Annotated in this window: 16 protein-coding genes and 2 tRNA genes; 7 read left to right on the top strand and 11 right to left on the bottom strand. The window is 56.1% G+C overall.

The features are described 5' to 3' along the window. Window positions 1–213 precede the first annotated feature (213 nt). The 6 genes from QZ305_RS03130 to QZ305_RS03105 form a co-directional block, all read right to left on the bottom strand. Window positions 214–549, bottom strand: a complete 336-nt coding sequence (locus tag QZ305_RS03130) for a GNAT family N-acetyltransferase (protein ID WP_294730034.1) — start codon at window positions 547–549, stop codon at window positions 214–216. A 120-nt stretch (window positions 550–669) separates the two neighbouring features. Next, entirely contained in the window at window positions 670–1,104 is a 435-nt protein-coding gene (locus QZ305_RS03125) for a MarR family winged helix-turn-helix transcriptional regulator (RefSeq protein WP_294730033.1), read from the bottom strand. 335 nt (window positions 1,105–1,439) lie between these two features. Continuing rightward, window positions 1,440–2,774 (bottom strand): dienelactone hydrolase family protein, encoded by a 1,335-nt coding sequence (locus tag QZ305_RS03120; protein ID WP_294730031.1) that lies wholly within the window; start codon window positions 2,772–2,774, stop codon window positions 1,440–1,442. 289 nt (window positions 2,775–3,063) lie between these two features. Beyond that, window positions 3,064–4,926: an ABC transporter ATP-binding protein gene (locus tag QZ305_RS03115; protein ID WP_294730030.1), complete on the bottom strand. Its 1,863-nt coding sequence runs from the start codon at window positions 4,924–4,926 to the stop codon at window positions 3,064–3,066. Then, on the bottom strand, window positions 4,916–6,655 hold the full coding sequence (locus QZ305_RS03110; protein ID WP_294730029.1) for an ABC transporter ATP-binding protein: 1,740 nt from the start codon (window positions 6,653–6,655) through the stop codon (window positions 4,916–4,918). The genes QZ305_RS03115 and QZ305_RS03110 overlap by 11 nt, the downstream gene beginning before the upstream one ends. Beyond that, window positions 6,649–7,131 (bottom strand): MarR family winged helix-turn-helix transcriptional regulator, encoded by a 483-nt coding sequence (locus QZ305_RS03105; RefSeq protein ID WP_294730028.1) that lies wholly within the window; start codon window positions 7,129–7,131, stop codon window positions 6,649–6,651. Before QZ305_RS03105 ends, QZ305_RS03110 begins: the two co-directional genes overlap by 7 nt. 120 nt (window positions 7,132–7,251) lie before the next feature. Between QZ305_RS03105 and rlmD the strand changes: the two genes are divergently transcribed. After that, window positions 7,252–8,544: a 23S rRNA (uracil(1939)-C(5))-methyltransferase RlmD gene (gene rlmD / locus QZ305_RS03100; RefSeq protein WP_294730026.1), complete on the top strand. Its 1,293-nt coding sequence runs from the start codon at window positions 7,252–7,254 to the stop codon at window positions 8,542–8,544. Between the two features lie 93 nt (window positions 8,545–8,637). Here rlmD and QZ305_RS03095 read toward each other — a convergent pair whose 3' ends face one another. The 3 genes from QZ305_RS03095 to QZ305_RS03085 are packed head-to-tail and all read right to left on the bottom strand — an operon-like array spanning window position 8,638 to window position 11,295. Continuing rightward, window positions 8,638–9,468, bottom strand: a complete 831-nt coding sequence (locus QZ305_RS03095) for a Cof-type HAD-IIB family hydrolase (protein ID WP_294730024.1) — start codon at window positions 9,466–9,468, stop codon at window positions 8,638–8,640. A 58-nt stretch (window positions 9,469–9,526) separates the two neighbouring features. Then, a complete protein-coding gene (locus QZ305_RS03090; protein WP_294730023.1) occupies window positions 9,527–10,852 on the bottom strand; it encodes an MATE family efflux transporter in 1,326 nt (441 codons plus the stop codon). After that, entirely contained in the window at window positions 10,849–11,295 is a 447-nt protein-coding gene (locus QZ305_RS03085; RefSeq protein WP_294730021.1) for a MarR family winged helix-turn-helix transcriptional regulator, read from the bottom strand. Before QZ305_RS03085 ends, QZ305_RS03090 begins: the two co-directional genes overlap by 4 nt. A gap of 185 nt (window positions 11,296–11,480) precedes the next feature. On the opposite strand from QZ305_RS03085, the gene QZ305_RS03080 reads away from it, so the two are divergent. Then, window positions 11,481–11,566 (top strand) — tRNA-Leu (locus QZ305_RS03080). A 13-nt stretch (window positions 11,567–11,579) separates the two neighbouring features. Next, window positions 11,580–11,664 (top strand) — tRNA-Leu (locus QZ305_RS03075). A 385-nt stretch (window positions 11,665–12,049) separates the two neighbouring features. Here the strand turns inward: QZ305_RS03075 and QZ305_RS11770 are convergent. Then, window positions 12,050–12,265, bottom strand: coding sequence for an aldo/keto reductase (locus tag QZ305_RS11770; RefSeq protein WP_366096603.1), 216 nt, complete (start codon window positions 12,263–12,265; stop codon window positions 12,050–12,052). Window positions 12,266–12,303: 38 nt separating this feature from the next. Next, the gene (locus QZ305_RS11765; RefSeq protein WP_366096605.1) at window positions 12,304–12,717 is read right to left on the bottom strand and encodes an aldo/keto reductase; all 414 of its coding nucleotides are present in this window, start codon (window positions 12,715–12,717) and stop codon (window positions 12,304–12,306) included. A 141-nt stretch (window positions 12,718–12,858) separates the two neighbouring features. Here QZ305_RS11765 and QZ305_RS03065 point away from each other — a divergent pair, with 141 nt between their 5' ends. From QZ305_RS03065 to kdpB, 4 genes are all read left to right on the top strand, one after another. Next, window positions 12,859–13,740, top strand: a complete 882-nt coding sequence (locus QZ305_RS03065) for a LysR family transcriptional regulator (RefSeq protein WP_294730019.1) — start codon at window positions 12,859–12,861, stop codon at window positions 13,738–13,740. Beyond that, the gene (locus QZ305_RS03060) at window positions 13,737–13,994 is read left to right on the top strand and encodes a SemiSWEET family transporter (RefSeq protein ID WP_294730017.1); all 258 of its coding nucleotides are present in this window, start codon (window positions 13,737–13,739) and stop codon (window positions 13,992–13,994) included. The genes QZ305_RS03065 and QZ305_RS03060 overlap by 4 nt, the downstream gene beginning before the upstream one ends. Before the next feature lie 225 nt (window positions 13,995–14,219). Beyond that, window positions 14,220–15,896 carry a potassium-transporting ATPase subunit KdpA gene (locus QZ305_RS03055; protein WP_294730016.1) on the top strand — a complete coding sequence of 559 codons (1,677 nt, stop codon included), beginning with the start codon at window positions 14,220–14,222 and terminating at the stop codon, window positions 15,894–15,896. 9 nt (window positions 15,897–15,905) lie between these two features. Beyond that, entirely contained in the window at window positions 15,906–17,936 is a 2,031-nt protein-coding gene (gene kdpB / locus QZ305_RS03050; protein WP_294730015.1) for a potassium-transporting ATPase subunit KdpB, read from the top strand. Window positions 17,937–17,942: the final 6 nt, after the last annotated feature.

Here is a 17,942-nt window from a genome sequence, read left to right as displayed (position 1 = left end):
TGTATCTGTCGAAAATGAAAGAAACCGGGCGGTATTTCTTAAGAAAAGAAAAAGACACGACCAGCCGGCAGCTGCGCCAGAGTCGCAGACCGCCGGCACGTCGTGTCCTGTCAGATCGTGGAAGACGTTGACAGGGGGAAAGTCATGCGGGCTGGTGAAGGTGAGTGAGAATGCATGGGATTCCGCTGCATCAGTTATCCTGGACAAACAGCGTTATGCCGGTATGAATTCCAGGGCGATGTCGGCCCGGCTGTAGGGGGCTCCAGTCACGGCGATTTCCCTGAACCCGCATTTCGCATAGATGTGCAGTGCGGGCTTCAGTTTCCGGTTGGAGTAAATCAGCAGCCGTCTGGCACCATGTTCCAGCGCCCAGTTCATGCAGGCAGTGAAGACAGCCTGACCGGCTCCCCTGTGGGGAACATCGGGGTTGGAGCCCATCTTTTCCAGTTCCCATTCGCCATCCGACAGAGGGACGGCGCCGCAGAAGGCCAGAACGGTTCCATTTTCCACTGCGAAAAAACATACCGCCTTTTGCCAGAGATTAGTCAATCTGATCAAATGAAGCCAGGTCGGAGGGCTGCCAGCCGGCCGAAGTTATCCAGTATCCAGCGGCTGTTCAGGTCAATGAAGGTCTGTCTGTAAGACTCCTGAAACGGTACGGTTTTCATGTCATTTTTCCTTTCCAAGTATCTGCATGATGTCTGTCATGGCCTGCTGCAGGCGGATCTGTTCTGCCTTTGTCAGTCCCTGGATCTGCTCCCGGATGCGCCGGCTGGTGAGCTCGATCAGCGCTTCGGCGGTCTTGCGGCCGTTTTCCGTCAGCCATAGCCGCTGTACCCGGCGGTCGGTTTCAGATGGTTCAGACATGAGCAGACCTTCTTTCCCGAATCTGCGCAGGATCCGGCTGGCATAGCTTTTGTCCAGATGCAGCCCGTTGACAATCTGGGACTGTGTACAGCATTCTCTTTCGTGCAGTTCATACAGCACTCTTGTTTCGGCATTGGAGAGACTGGAATCCAGATAACGGGAATTCAGCAGATCCATGGCCGGCAGGTACATCCGGTTGAATTCCCGGATGACTTCAACGGTGTTTTCAGACTTCATGGTGTTCCTTTCTGACAACATCCCTGCAGCTTCAGATAGCCTGCGATCATAAGGCCGGAGCGGCTGTATAGTGGACATCGTCAACTATTATATACGCCAGAAAGTGGACACAGTCAACTATTATTCGGACCTGTCCGGACTTCCGGACGCAGTATTTGTGGCACAGAATACGAAAAAGCTCCATCCCCGCTTTGCGGTTCCGGATGGAGCTGAATGTTTCACAAGACCCTGAGTCAGACTGAACAGCCACACAGGATCTTCACAGTAACTGTATCGCAGCAGACGACCGGTCAGAATCAGACAGGACCCAACAGGACTGTCGATTCTGACGGGTCTTATTTCACTTTTTCACCAATCCAGTCAAAGACTGTCTGCTTTCCGTCCTCATGGGCCTGGTTGTGCACAAAGTCGAACCAGGAGAAGTGACCGTCATATTCCACCGGATCGCCGTTTTCATCGGTGATGCCGTTTTTGTCCAGCACCTTGTCCGGGTTGTAAACGGTGATGTCCTTTGCACCGGCATCCAGCAGCCGCTGAATCGTGGGACGTTCGTACTGATCCGGATCCACAGTCGGATCGCTGGAAGCAAAGATGAAGTACATAGGCAGATCCTTCATCGTTTTGATGTCCTCGTCAGTGATGTACTCGTTTTTCATCGCTTCGGCGATGGGCACATAGGCATCATAGGCACCCGCTTCTTCCATGGCCAGCATCATGGCCATATAGCCGCCGTTGGAGTAGCCCGCAATGACCACTTTTTCGCTGCCGGTTTCTTCCTTCACCTTGTCAATGAGTTCCACCAGAGACTTCGTATAGGCAGATTCCCGGTAACCGTAATCCAGACATTCCGCACCGATTTCCTTCGTGCCATCCGGATCCATCCAGTAAGTCGGACACATGGGAACCAGCACATTGGCACCGCCGGTGGCTTTCTGGAAATCCGCGCCGGTGAAGAAAGAAGCGTCACCTGCCAGTTCGCAGACTTTCAGATCCGTGGCATCCTTCGTGGTGTAGGATCCGCCTTCCCCCTGTCCATGGAGCCAGACAAAGAGGGTACTGGCTTTTTCAGCGGGTTCATACAGACCATAGTCATAGGAAATGCCATCCGAAGCCTTGAACTGCGCCTCTTTGTATTCATCCACCGCCGTGGTCTTGCCGGTGGCTTTTTCGTCAATGGTCACACTGGTCAGGGGATTGCCCTCTGATTCCAGTTTCTGGCCTTCCGCCACCGTGAATGTCAGAGTGTAGGGGTCGGCCCAGGTGTTGTAGCCGGTTTCACCGGAGAAATACAGAGGGTTGCCCCGGTCCAGTTCCGGTTTCAGCTTCAGGGTGACGTTTTTGGAAGGTTCTTCTGTTTTTTCACCTTTGTCATCGGTGAGCCAGGCCTCGCTGATAGTCAGATCGTTTTCTTTGGTCTTGCCGTCATCGGTTTCCACGGTTTCCTTTACATCAAAGGTTTCCGGAGTCACTTTGTCCAGGGGTCTGTCCAGCGACAGGGTGACTTCATCGACCCGGCCTCCCCAGTCATAACCGCCGATGTGATAGGCATAGGTGCCGGCTGCTTCAGCAGGGGCAGCCCCGGAGGCAGCGGGAGCGGAAGAACAGGCAGCCAGGGACAGTGCCAGACAGCCCGCAGCTGCCGGCAGCAGGAATCGGAAGTGTGTTTTCATAGTCGTCTCTCCTTTTCACGAACTGCCCCAATGGTACAGAAAATGACGCGGATAGGCACGTTAAACGCTTACAAAGACGATTCGTATGCGAATAATGGATATTTTTCGCGATTCTGTCACTCGTTTCGAAATGCTGAATGGTCTGCGGATCTGCGTTCCGGAAGAAATGACCAGGTCCCTGAACAGTGGGCCTGTATTCTGCCCGGGCACAGCCAGCCAGCAGAAAAGGAGCCCGGAGGCTCCCTGACAGTTTCAGATTTCGTCTACCCGTCCCGTCTGTGTCCGGACATCAGTCCATTTCCAGCTTGCCGGTATACAGCTGATAATACGTGCCCTTCTGTTCAATCAGGTCATCGTGGTCGCCGCGTTCAATGATCCGGCCGTTGTCCAGAACCATAATCGCATCAGAGTTCATGATCGTGCTCAGCCGGTGGGCAATGACAAAGGTTGTCCGGCCCTTCATCAGACGGTCCATGCCTTCCTGCACCAGCCGCTCGGTGCGGGTGTCAATGGAAGACGTGGCTTCGTCCAGAATCAGCACCGGCGGGTTGGCCACTGCGGCCCGGGCAATGGCAATCAGCTGCCGCTGTCCCTGAGACAGGGAATCACCAGATCCCTCGATCACCGTTTCATAGCCATGGTCCAGATGCCGGATGAAATCATCCGCACGGGCGAGTTTTGCCGCGGCGATGCACTCCTCATCCGTGGCATCCAGCTTGCCGAACCGGATGTTGTCCATGATCGTGCCGGAGAACAGGTTGGTATCCTGCAGCACGATTCCCAGGGAATGACGCAGGTCATCCTTCTTGATCAGCTTGATGTCAATGCCGTCATAGGTGATCATGCCGCTCTGGATGTCGTAGAACCGGTTGATCAGATTGGTGATCGTGGTCTTGCCGGCACCGGTGGCACCCACAAAGGCAATCTTCTGACCGGGTTTGGCAAACAGCGAGATGTCGTGCAGGATCTGTTTCTTCTTCGTATAGCCGAAGTTCACATCATCAAACCGGACATCGCCCTTCAGTTCCACCAGCTGGGTTTCTCCGTTGGGACGGGGGTGCTTCCAGCACCAGTGACCTGTGTATTCCTGCGTTTCGACCCAGTGACCGTTTTCCTCTCTGGCCCGCACCAGCGTCACGATGCCTTTGTCCACCTCGGAAGGCGTATCCAGCAGAGCGAAAATCCGCTGCGCGCCTGCGCCCGCCATGACCACGGCGTTGACCTGCTGGGAGATCTGGACAATGGGGTTGTTGAACGACCGGTTCAGCTGCAGGAACGCGGCAATGGTCCCCAGGGTCATACCGAACATGCCATTGATGGCGAACAGAGCGCCCACCAGGGCTGTCAGCACATAGGAGATATAGCCGATGTTCATGCAGATGGGCATCAGGATGTTGGCGAATTTGTTGGCATTCGTGCTGGCATCGCAGAGCCGGTCATTGACTTCGTCAAAGTCTTCCACAGATTTCTTTTCGTGGGTGAACACCTTGACCACCCGCTGGCCTTCCATCATTTCCTCGATGAAGCCGTTGACCGCACCCAGCTGTTTCTGCTGTTCCCGGAAATACCGTCCCGAGCGGGAAGAGATGAAGCGGCTGGCGTACAGCATCACGCCGCCCATCACCACCGTGACCAGTGCCAGCTGCCAGTTCATGATAAACATGGACACCAGCACAAAGACGATCTGTGCGCCGGAGGACAGCACCTGGGGGGCAGACTGGGAAATCAGCTGCCGCAGGGTGTCGGTATCGTTGGTGTAGATCGACATGATGTCGCCGTGTGCATGGGTGTCGAAGTAGGAAATGGGCAGGGTTTCCATGTGGGAAAACAGGTCTTCCCGGACATCGTTCAGGGTGCCAAGGGAAATGTTGACCATCAGCCTTGCCCAGGACCATGTGGCCAGGATGCCGGCCAGATAGATGCCTGCCATGCCGGCGATGGCCTTCAGCAGGGAACCGAAGTCCGGATTGGCCTGGGTGGACAGCGGTGTGATGTACTGGTCAATCAGCGTCTGCAGGAAAGTGGAACCCAGTACATTGGCCAGAGCGGAGAAGAGGATCAGGCAGACAACCGCCACAACCTGGATTCTGTAGTTTTTCCATACCAGGGAAAACACCCGTTTCAGGCCGCCCTTGTTCTGGTTACTGTTCATCAAAGTCTCCTCCTTTCTGCTGCTGTTCGTAGGTCTGCCGGTAAATCGGGCAGGTCTTCAGCAGTTCTTCATGGGTGCCCGTGGCAGCCACTCTGCCTTCATCCAGCACCATGATCATGTCGGAATCCTGGATCGAGCTCACACGCTGGGAGATGATGATCCGGGTCGTATTGGGAATCTTTGTCTGGAACGCCTCCCGGATCAGCTGATCGGTCCGGGTGTCCACTGCGCTGGTGGAATCATCCAGAATGAGGATCTTCGGCTTTTTCAGCAGGGCCCGGGCAATGGTCAGACGCTGCCGCTGACCGCCGGATACGTTGCTGCCGCCCTGTTCGATGTAGGTGTCATATTTGTCCGGCATCTTCTGAATGAATTCATCCGCCTGCGCCAGTCTGCAGGCTTCCCGGATTTCATCCAGCGTGGCATCTTCCGCACCCCAGCGCATGTTGTCAATGATGGAACCGGAGAACAGCACGTTTTTCTGCAGCACCATCGCCACGTTGTTGCGCAGGTCCTCCAGATCATAGTTGCGGACATCCACGCCGCCCACCAGGACAGAGCCTTTCGTGGTGTCATAGAGCCGGGGAATGAGCTGCACAAAGGACGTCTTCCCAGAGCCGGTGGCTCCCAGAATGCCGAAGGAGGATCCTGAAGGAATCGTGACGTTCACATCCTCCAGAATGTACGGATCAGCCGGATCCCCTGCGTAGTTGAAGCTCACATGATCGAACTGCACTTCTCCGTCCTTCACTGTGGTGATGCCGTTGGCCGGGGACTGCAGGCTGGAAACCTGAGTGATGACATCCACCACACGCCGGGCGCTGGCCATGGACATGATGATCTGAATGAACACCATGGAGAACATCATCAGCGACATCAGCAGCGTCATGATGTAGGTGAAGAGCGACATCAGGGAGCCTACCTGCATGGAGCCTTCCACCACCTGCTGGGCGCCGATCCAGCAGATCAGCAGGATGCTGGAATAGACAGCCAGCTGCATCACCGGCTGGTTGAGCACCAGCAGCTTTTCGGCTTTCTTGTTGATGTTGTAAATGTCCTTGCTGGTGGTATCGAAATGATCGATCTCATAGTCTTCCCGGACAAAGGACTTCACAGCCCGGATACCGGAAATGTTTTCCTGGGTGAACTCGTTGAGCTTGTCGTACTTTTTGAACATCTTCATGAAGATGGGGTGCACGAGCTTCATCATGCCGAAGATCACGAAGGCCAGCAGGATCAGGATCACCACGATGATCCATCCCAGTCTGGCGGACGCAGAGAAGATCATGAACAGGGAAGCCAGCATCATGAAGGGGGTGCGGACTGCAACCCGGATCACCATCTGGTAAGCCATCTGCAGGTTGGTCACATCGGTGGTCATCCGGGTGATCAGACCGCCGGTGGAGTATTTGTCCATGTCTTCAAAGGCGAAGTTCTGGATGTTGCGGAACTCTGCATCCCGCAGGTTTTTCGCAAAACCGCAGGAAGCCGCCGCAGCGTATTTGCCGGAGAGACCGCCCAGCACCAGGGCAATGATGGCACAGAGCAGCATGAAACCGGCGTACAGCCAGGTGGTCTGCATGTCTCCTTTGTTGATGCCGTCATCCACAAGTCTGGCCATGAGGAAGGGAATCAGAATGTCGAACACCACTTCTCCCATGACCAGAATCGGTGTCTTGATGGAGTCGGCTTTGTATTCCTTGATTTGTGCCAGAAGCACTTTCAGCATGTGCTTTCCTCCTTTATTTCTTCAGTCAGCAGTGCAAGCAGCCGGTTGAGCCCGGCCAGCAGGTCACGGTAAGCCGTTTCACCGTATTCCCGGCGGAGACGGTCTTCCGTTTCCAGATGTGCTTCCCAGAGAGATTTCTGAATCCCCCGGGCTTTTTCCGTGGGGCGGATATACCAGATCCGCCGGTCCTGTTCACTTCGGGTCCGCACCACATAGCCTTTCTGCTCCAGCCGGGAGATGATCCCGGAGACAGAAGGATTGGAAATGCGGAAGTAGCGTTCGATGTCTTTCTGCATCGTTTCCAGTTTGTCCCGGTCCTGCCTTCTGAAGATCCAGAACAGCACATCAAACTGCGAGGCTGTCAGATCGTACTGCTGCAGTTCCAGAACCCGGAGCTTTTCATACTGCCGGTTGATGCGGTGGACATAGTAGCTCAGTTCCTCGGGATGTTTCCCGTCAGTGTCGCATTCGCACACGGTATCCTCCTTCCAAAGCCCGCCGCCATAAAACATAGCAGGCTATTGAATAGTACGCTATGAGTTTATCCGCTGTCGCCAAAGTTGTCAATCCGGATACCGCAAATTTATAATGGGGCCATGAAACGAAACGAAGAATTCACCGGAGAGTGTCTGGACCTCTCCGATCAGGGTTACGGCGTGCTGCGGCACGACGGGGAAGTGGTATTCGTTCCCGGGCTGCTGCCACAGGAAAAAGCCAGGATCCGGGTGATCCTGGCTAAAAAATCCTTTGCCATCGGCAAAGTCCTGGAACGCCTGACCGACAGCCCCGACCGGGTGAAGGCCCCCTGTCCGGTGTTCGGCAAATGCGGCGGCTGCGCCCTCCAGGACCTGAACTATGAACAGCAGCTGGCCTGGAAGACAGACTGGATGAAGCGGAAATTCGCGGGCATCGAAGTCCGGGATATCCTGGGCATGAGAGACCCGTACCGGTACCGGAACAAAGCCCAGTTCCCGGTGCAGGTCACGGAGCAGGGACAGGTCATCACCGGTTTCTACCGGCCGAATTCCCACACCATTGTGGATACGGACACCTGTCTGATCCAGGATGAACGGCTCAATGAACTCTACCAGTATATAAGGAAAGCGCTGACACCCGAAACCGCGGCAGGACTCCGGCACATTTTCCTGCGCCGCAGCCGGAAAACCGGCCAGAGCCAGGTGGTGCTCATCGGCGAAGAAAACCATTTCCGGGAGCTGACCAGCCAGCTGGTCCGCCGCTTTCCGGAGCTTGTCAGCGTGGTGTTCAATCACAACAGCCGGAACGACAACGTGATCCTGGGAGAAGAATACGACGTCCTGCACGGCAGTGACAGCATCGAGGAAGACTGCCTGGGGATCCGGATCCGGCTGCATTTCAAGAGCTTTTTCCAGGTCAATCCGGAGATGATGGAGGTTCTGTACAAAACAGCGCTGGAGGCCGCGGATATTCAGCCTGGAGACCGGGTCATTGACATGTATTCCGGAACCGGCACCCTGGGGCTGCTGGCAGCCCGCCAGGGAGCCAGTGTCACCGGCGTGGAAATCGTGCCGGAAGCCGTGGACAACGCCCGTCACAATGCCCGTCTCAACGGTATTGACAACGCGGATTTCCGCTGTCAGGACGCTTCGGCGTTTGCGAAAGAGAATCAGGAACCGGCAGATGTGCTGATCGTGGATCCACCCAGGAAAGGCCTGAGCGAACAGGGCATCCGGGACATTGTGCGGATCAGCCCGAAGCGCATTGTTTACGTCAGCTGCGGCCCGAATACGCTGAAACGGGACCTGGAGCGCTTTGCCCAAGGCGGCTGGCAGGCCAGGTGGATCCAGCCGGTGGATATGTTCTGCCAGACACCGAATGTGGAAGCTGTCTGTCTGCTGGAGAAGGAATAACAATCATGAGGAAGTCTGCGGGCTTCCTTTTCTTTTCCTGCCGATGATTGCCGGGGCTGAAAAAGGCAGAAGAAAAAGAGGCAGGATCGCCTCTCAGGATTGCGGATTCAGACAGAAGCGGCTGATGGCTTCCGCCACTGCTCCTTCGTCATTGGTTCTGGTCAGGATGGCATCACAGAGATCTTTCATATCGGGATGGGTGTTGGCCACGCCCAGACCGAGTCCTGCAGCCTGGATCATGGGCAGGTCATTGAAGTTGTCGCCAATGGCCATGGTTCCTTCCCGGGGAATGTTCAGAAGATCTGCCAGCCGCAGCAGGGCAGCTCCTTTGTTCACACCCCGCTTGTTGAATTCCAGATACCGGTTGGAGGAATAGGAAATATCTACCTGTTCCCGGATGTCGTCAAACTGTGCTTCCAGGGATTTCAGGTACTCATAGTCCGTGTTCTCGAACAGCACTTTGATGATTGTCTGGCCTTTCAGGAAACCCAGATCCGTATCCTCAAACTCCCGGTAGTCCATCCGCCCGTCCAGAAACGCCTTCTCCTGGGCATTGATGTGCCAGATCCAGACAGTATCCGGGGTATATACATGAGCGCAGACATCGTAAGGAAGACCCCGCTGGAAAATGAGTTCGGCCAGATCGGAGTCCATGGGTTCCATGTGCAGGATCCGGTTGTTTCTGTTCTCCGTGATCACGCCGCCGTTGAAGGAAATGGTGTATTCCTCCGGCAGATCAAAGGCACCGATTTCCTTCAGCGTGCCCTGGATGGAGGGATAGCCCCGTCCGGTGGCGCAGACAAATTTGATGCCCTGCTTCCGGGCATCGGCAATGGCGTCCGCATTGAGCTGGGGAACCTGCTTCTCAGTATTCAGGAGTGTTTCGTCCAGATCGCAGGCAATCAGTTTGTATTCATTCATCATCGCAATTCCTCCTGTACTTTCTTCATGATTGTACAGGTTTTCTTTCAGCCGGAAAACATCAGTATCCGTAGCGTTTCTGTTCCTTCGCCAGAATGACCAGGTTTACGATCATGGCCAGAACCTCCGCTGCTGTCATGGACCACCAGATGCCTGCCACCGCAAAAAACTGCGGCAGGATGATGACACAGGATGCCTGGAACACCAGGGAACGCAGAAAGGCCACAGCTGCGGAGATGACTCCGTTGTTCAGTGCCGTGAACAGTGCCGAGGTGAAGATGTTGAAGCCTGCAAAGGCAATGCAGGTGGCGAAGATCCGCATGGCATGGATGGTCATTGCCTCCAGACCGGCATCATAGCCCACAAAGAGACTGGACAGCGGCTCAGCCAGAGTCTCGGCAGCTCCCATCATGACCAGACCGGCGGTGATGGTGATCACCAGGCTCTTGCAAAACAGCGAATGCAGTTCTTTGCGGTCTCCGGCTCCGAAGTGATAGGAAATCACCGGACTGGCTCCCACGGTATAGCCGAAGAACACAGCGACGAAGAAAAAGGACAGATACATCACCACACCGTAGGCTGCCACCCCCTGCTGTCCGGCATAGCGCATGAGCTGGAAGTTGAAGAGAATGGCCACCAGGGAACTGGAAATGTTGCTCATGAGTTCTGACAGACCATTGAGACAGGACTGCAGAATGGGTCGGACGCTGAACCGCACGGGCACCAGCCGCAGCGGGGTATGGGAAGATTTCATGAACCAGACCATGGGCCAGACACTGCCGATCACAGTGCCGATGCTGGTGGCCATCGCTGCGCCTGCCACGCCCCAGTGGAAAACAGCCACAAACAGCCAGTCCAGCACCATGTTGGTCAGTCCTGCCGCCACGGTGATCACAAATCCGAGTCCGGGCCGCCCTGCGGCGGAGAGAAAAGACTGAAAGAGATTCTGCACCATGTAGGTGGCGTTGAAAACCAGGATAACCCGGGCATAGGTGACGCAGTCAGCCATCATGGAACTGTCAGCCCCCAGCATACGGGCGATATCCGGGGCAAAGATGCATCCGATGATCCCCAGAACCAGACCGGCAATGGCAGCGGTCCAGGTGACCATGGAAAAGTATTCGCTGGCAAGTTTCTCTTTTCCTTCTCCCAGCGTACGGGCTGCCAGGGCTGTGCCGCCGGTACCGAACATGAAACCGAGACCGGAGAGGATCATCAAAGCGGGCATGATGAGATTGACCGAGGCAAACGCCGTCTGTCCGGCCCAGTTGGAGACGAAGAAACCATCCACGACGCCGTAGATGGAGGTGAATACCATCATGGCAACAGGGGCGGCACAGTATTTCAGCAGGCGCCGTATGGTGAAATGTCCCGAGAGCTGATTCATGTATGACTCCTTTCTGCCGGTTCCGGCTGTTTCATTCTGGATTCGAAGATGGATACATACTGCGAGAACAGGGAAACAAAGGTTTCCGCCTTTTCTTCTCCCATCTCTTCCAGAACCGACAGTTCCAGGTGCAGTGTTGGCGTAAAGAGCCGGTCACAGAAGGTCCTGCCTTCGCTGGTCAGGGAGATCGGGGACCGGGGGCTGTCCTGGCAGACGTATCCGCCGCTGCGGATGCGGTGCAGGGCGGAAGAAACTGTCTGTTTGCACTGACCGCTGTATTTTGCCAGCTGTGTGGCGGTTAATGGTACCGGGGAGCTCCAAAGCATGTACAGGGTCCAGTAAACGCTCTCGGAGAGTCCGGTTTTCAGAACCAGTTCCCTGTAGGCAAGATCCGTCGTATTGATTGCCAGTCCCAGTCTGGAGTTGAGAGAGGTTGTATCCATGTTTGTTCCTCCTGATTGCAAAATCGTCAGAAACCAGCATATTGGATATGAAATCGGTCTTCAAGTACGAAATCGTACAAATTTGGCGGAGCCGCCATCTTTGGGTTTCCAAATTGTTTTGACAGATGTCCCGGTCTCTGATAACATAACTAATGTTCCGGCAACAGCCGGATGCAATACAAAATGAGGTCGTGGTGGAATCGGCAGACACGCTACTTTGAGGGGGTAGTGAGCTTAGCTCGTGTGCGTTCAAGTCGCATCGGCCTCACCATTTTGTTTTTCACGGGGTCGTGGTGGAATTGGCAGACACGCTATCTTCAGGCGGTAGTGAGGCAACTCGTGTGCGTTCGAGTCGCATCGACCCCACCATTTGAAAGCAAACCGGAATCTTATGGGTTCCGGTTTTTTCACATATTTTGGCTTTTCCAGTTGATGGCAATCAGGGCTTCGACGGTGCGTTGATGCCATGAATGAGCAGAGAGAAACAAGCTGGGGAACCATCGAAGAAACCGGTTTTTCCCGACGGGCAGCAGTCAGTCAGACCGGTTTTTCGTATCCTGAAACCAGGAACATTCACCTGGTTATTACAGCTGAATCTGGAAGCATAAAACAACAGGACATTCCCGGAATGCAAGGGTGGCTTTCAGTGACTGTTATGGTCGGGAGCAGCATGTTCCTGGCCTTTTCTATTGGCAGGCATGCGAATAGGATGAGGTCGAAAGACGGAAAGAATGCCGGGAAGTTTTTTCTGCCGTCAGTCGTGAATTTTCAGGGAGTGCAGCATCTTGATGAAATCCACACTGTTGTGATCCACAATGTTGGATTTGCCCAGATCCAGACTGGATATGGTCTTCATTTCTTCGTCGGTCAGCTCAAAGTCCCAGATGTTGAAGTTTTCCTCAATCCGTTCTTTGTGCACGGATTTCGGGATCACCACCACACCCCGCTGCACATTCCAGCGAAGGATCACCTGACCGGTGGTCTTGTTGTGGGCTTTGGCAATCTCCGTCAGAACCGGATTGGTGAAAATCCCGAACTGTCCCTCTGCGAAAGGTCCCAGGCTTCCGGTATCACACCGTATTCCTGCATCGTCTTCGGTGCCTCCGGCTGGTGGATCAGAAGCAGATCCAGATAGTCCACACCGAGCTTCGTCATGGATGTTTCAATGGCTTTCTTCGCCTGTTCGTAGCCGAAGTCCTGCACCCAGAGCTTGGTGGTCAGAAAAATGTCCTTCCGGTCAACGCCGCTCTTGCGGATGGCTGCACCCACGGCTTCTTCGTTCATGTAGGCCGCTACGGTGTCAATCAGCCGGCAGCCTGCCTGCAGTGCTCCTGAAACAGCCTGCTCGCACTGTGCGGGATCGGGAACCTGGAATACCCCGAAGCCTTCCATGGGCATCTTCACGCCGTTGTTCAATGTCACATATTCCTTTGTATGTACCTGCCTTTCCTTTGAACGGATCTGTCTGCCAGTCCGTTCCTGCACCCAAAGCATATCCCCGGCATCGGAAGGACAACATTACGGATTCTGAATAGTGCTATCAGTCTGGTTTATCCTGAATGCATGATAGAACCCAGACAGTGGAAAGCGCTCTGGCTGTTCTCCCGGACAGGAAAGCTGACGAACACAGCCAGAGAGATGTATCTCTTTCAGCCGGCCCTGTCGGCCATGATGCGGAAAATGGAGGAGGAAACCGGCGTCAGTCTGTTCATCCGCACCGGGCACAACCGGATCAGCCTGTCGCCTGCAGGCCGGGTGGCAGCGGAGTTTGCCGGCCAGCTGCCGGATCTGCAGCAGACAGCTCTGGATGCCATCCGCCAGACCAGCCGGAGCCTGGGCATCTGTGCACCGGGGATCCGGTTTTACCTGGAAAAACCGGGGCAGCTGAAAACGGAGGAGAATCTGCAGGGCTGGGACACGGAGATGCTGGAAGATAACCGGGATCTGGAAGCGGGACTTGACAGCGGCAGATGGCAGGCGGTGATTCTGCATCATCCGCCGGAAGCCGGATATCTGGCCCAGCCGCTGTTTACGGAAACCCTGTTTCTGGCAGTCCCGAACCAGCATCCTCTGGCGCAGAAAGACAGTATCCGTCTGGCGGATCTTGCCGGTCAGAATCTGCTGCTGCATACCGGCATCGGATTCTGGAATGGCTTCGTGCGCAGTCGCCTGGCGGATGCCCACTTTGCTTCCATCGATGACTTTGCTGCCTTCCAGTCCGCCACGCTGGTGGGGGCCTTTCCGTATTTCACCACAAATGTGGTCCCCTGGACCATTCCGGACAACGTGTGTAATCTGCCCATTGATGACCCCCAGGTGCAGGCCACCTATTATCTGGTGTGTCAGAAAAAAGATGCAGCGCTGTTTCACCATCTGTGCGGGACGCTGTACCATCAGACTGGAACGAATGCAGTGTATCCTGCAGCAGAAAGGAAGTCTTCATGAACGAGAAACAGATTCAGACCCTTGGATGGGTGGGCTCTGCCATGTCCATCCTGATGTATGTATCCTACATTGCCCAGATCATCAACAATCTTCACGGAGACAAAGGAAGCTGGATCCAGCCGGCAGTGGCTACGGTCAACTGCATCCTGTGGACTCTCTACGCCCTGAAGACAAGACCTGTGCAGAAATCCATCGCCGCTGCCAACATTCCCGGCATTTTCCTGGCGGCAGCCACGGTCATCACCAGTTTTTAGGCGGAATCCTCCCCTGTCCCATGGCAGTCTGTGTGTGCGGCACAGACTTTTTTTGTGTTTTTCAGACTGCCTGCCACGGCCTGGATCGGCAGGAAAACGGTATCAGCGGTTACATGGTCTGAAAGCTGCGGGGATTTCCGAAATCTTAACAGGCCGGCTTCGTTCTTTAACGACTCTTTCACACTTTTTCCGGTATAACCGTGTCTGTGAAAAGGAGATGCACGTATGTCATTGACGATACTGACTCTGGTTCTGACACTGGTGCTGGCGGTTCCGCTGGGGCTCTGGTGCAAAAAAGTGCTGAACCACGATGTCCCGTTTGCAAACCGGACAGAGGAATTTGTGATGAAGAAGCTGCACATCAGCAGCAGGGAGATGAACTGGAAGCAGTACCTGCTGGCGGCGGGATTGCTGGCGGCTGTGTCCTTTGCGGTTCTGCTTGTGATCCTGCTGGCGCAGGGGATGGAGTTCTGGGTGGCGTTCAACACAGCCTGTTCCTTTGTGACCAACACCAACTGGCAGTCCTATGACCCTGTGCTGTCTCTGGACTGGCAAGCGCAGGCGTTTGGTCTGACGGTGCAGAACTTTGTGTCGACGGCGATGGGGATCTGCGTGCTGTTTGCGCTGATCCGGGGACTGATCCAGAAGCAGAAAAACGGGCTGGGCAATTTCTGGCAGGACATGCTGGGGACGCTGCTGTTCGTACTGCTGCCGCTGAATCTGCTGGTGTCGGGGATCCTGGCGCAGCAGGGTGTGCCGATGAATCTGAACAGCGAACAGTATTCCGCTTTGAGCGAGCCGGTGGCGGCGGATGCGCAGGGCCGCATTCTGGAGGATGCGCTGATTGAAAACGGACAGGTGCTGGTGGATGGAAAGCCGGTGCAGGATGCGGTGATCATCACGGAGCAGCGGATTCCCGGGGGTATGGCGGCGAGTCAGATCGCCATCAAGCAGAGCGGTACCAATGGCGGGGGGATCACGGCGGCGAATTCCGCGAGTCCCTTCGAGAATCCCACGCCGCTGACCAATGTGCTTGAAAATGTGCTCATTCTGCTGATTCCCATGGCGCTGTGTTTCTCTTTCGGGTTCATGACAAAGAACCGGAAGCAGGGATATGCGGTTTTTGCGGCGATGTTCATTCTCTTTGTGCTGGCAGCTGCCGCGGTGATGATACCCGAACTGCAGGCGATGGATATGGAAGGAAAGGAAGCCCGGATCGGAGTGGCGTCCAGTGCGCTGTGGTCGGCGAGCACCACGGCGGCTTCCAGCGGTTCGGTGAACTCGGCGCTCAACAGCATGAACCCTGTCAGTTCCATGATCTGTCTGGTGCTTATGCAGGTGGGGGAAGTCATTTTCGGCGGTGCGGGCAGCGGCTTGTACGGGATGCTGGCGTTTGTGATCCTGACGGTGTTCATTGCCGGGCTCATGGTGGGCCGCACGCCGGAGTTCATGCACAAGAAAATCGAGCCCCGGGAGATGAAGTGGGCGGTGATTCTCTGTCTGGCCACACCGGTGTGCATTCTGGCGGGATCCGCCATCAGCGCGCTGTGTCCCATGGAGGGACTGGATCCCGGTGCCCATGGCTTTACCCAGCTGCTCTATGCCTGGAGTTCCATGGGAGCCAACAACGGCAGTGCCATGGGCGGGTACAGCACAGCTGGCTGGCTGCTGAATGGTCTGGGGGGTCTGCTCATGCTGGCGGCGCGGTTTGTGCCCATGGCCGGTGCCCTGGCCATTGCCGGTTCTCTGTCGGCGAAAAAACCGCTGGCGGACAACAGCGGGGTACTGAAAACCGACAACGGAATGTTTGTCTTTCTGCTGATTCTTGTGGTGCTGCTGATCGGCGCTCTGAGCTTTTTCCCGGCACTGGCGCTGGGGCCTGTGGCGGAATTTCTGGGATAGGTGATGCATATGAACAAAACCATGATCAGACGGGCCATTCTGGACTCGTTTCGAAAACTGAACCCCAGAACCCAGGCGGAGAACCCGGTGATGTTTCTGGTGTATCTTTCGGCGATCGCCGTGACCTGCCTGTGGCTGGCGGGACTGTTCGGGTGGCAGGATGCTGCATCCGGCTACACCCTGGCGGTGGCTGTCATTCTCTGGTTCACCTGCCTCTTCGCGAATTTCGCGGAGGCCATTGCGGAGGGCCGTGGCAAGGCTCAGGCGGATTCCCTGCGGAAGGCCAAAAAGGACATTGAAGCCAGCCGCATCGAGTCTCTGGAGACCATGGAGCAGGTCACGGTGGTGAATTCCACGGATCTGCATGCCGGGGATCTGGTGGTTGTCCGGGCCGGGGACATGATCCCGGCGGACGGAGATGTGATATACGGGGCTGCCTCTGTGGATGAAAGTGCCATCACCGGGGAATCCGCACCGGTGATCCGGGAAGCCGGGGGCGACCGGTGTGCGGTGACCGGCGGCACCACCGTGCTGTCGGATGTCATTGTGGTATCCGTGACGGCGGAACCGGGGAAGGGATTTCTGGACAAGATGATTGCCGTGGTGGAGGGCGCTGCCCGGAAGAAGACCCCCAATGAAATCGCCCTGCAGATCTTTCTGATCGCCCTGACGGTGATCTTCGTGCTGGTGACCATTTCCCTGTACTGCTATTCGGCGTTTGCCTCCAGGGAACAGGGTGTGGCCAATCCCACCTCCATCACCACGCTGCTGGCGCTGCTGGTGTGTCTGGCCCCCACCACCATCGGTGCGCTGCTGTCGGCCATTGGCATTGCGGGGATGAGCCGGCTGAATCAGGAAAACGTGCTGGCGATGTCCGGGCGTGCCATTGAAGCCGCCGGGGATGTGGATGTGCTGCTGCTGGACAAGACCGGCACCATAACCCTGGGCAACCGCCAGGCAGCCGCGTTTCTGCCGGTGAAAGGGGTCAGTCAGCGGGATCTGGCCTATGCGGCGGTGCTGTCTTCCCTGGCGGATGAAACCCCCGAGGGGCGCAGCGTGCTGCAGCTGGCCAGGGAGCAGTTCGGCATCGAGCTGGCGGCGGATCCCTCCATGGAATTCATTCCCTTCACCGCGGCAACCCGCATGAGCGGGGTCATCTTCCAGGGGCAGTCGGTCCGCAAGGGCGCGGCGGATTCGGTGAAGAGCTTTGCCCGGGTGCAGCAGGTGGAGTGGCCGGCTGACTGCGATGCGATTGTGGAAGACATTGCCAGATCCGGCGGCACGCCGCTGGTGGTGCTGCAGAACGACCAGATCCTGGGCGTGATTCATCTCAAGGACATCATCAAGCAGGGTGTTCAGGAGAAATTCGCGGATATGCGCCGCATGGGCATCAAAACGATCATGATCACCGGGGACAACCCGCTGACTGCTGCAGCCATTGCGGCAGAAGCCGGCGTGGATGACTTCCTGGCGGAGGCCACGCCCCAGGGCAAGCTGGACATGATCCGGGAGTATCAGAAAAACGGTCATCTGGTGGCCATGACCGGAGACGGCACCAACGATGCCCCGGCACTGGCCCAGGCGGATGTGGCGGTGGCCATGAACACCGGTACCCAGGCGGCCAAGGAAGCCGGCAACATGGTGGACCTGGACTCTTCTCCCACGAAGCTGATTCAGATTGTGCGCATCGGCAAGCAGCTGCTCATGACCCGGGGAGCCCTGACCACGTTCTCCATTGCCAATGACGCCGCGAAGTATTTCGCCATCATTCCGGCGCTGTTCACGGTGCTGTATCCCGGTCTGGAGGTGCTGAACATCATGCACCTGCACTCGGCCGAGTCGGCGATTCTGTCCGCGGTGATCTTCAACGCGCTGATCATCGTGGCACTGATCCCCCTGGCGCTCAAAGGCGTGAAGTACCGGGAACTGCCGGCGGGAAAGCTGCTGTCCCGGAACCTGCTGATTTACGGATGCGGCGGCATCGTGACGCCCTTTGTGTGCATCAAGCTGATCGACATGGTCATCAGTCTGCTGATATAGGAGGTC

This window comes from uncultured Faecalibaculum sp., from assembly GCF_910588395.1.
Taxonomy (GTDB): Bacteria; Bacillota_I; Bacilli_A; order Erysipelotrichales; family Erysipelotrichaceae; genus Faecalibaculum.
Note: the sequence above shows the minus strand (reverse complement) of the source record. Positions and strands in the feature narration are given on the sequence as shown.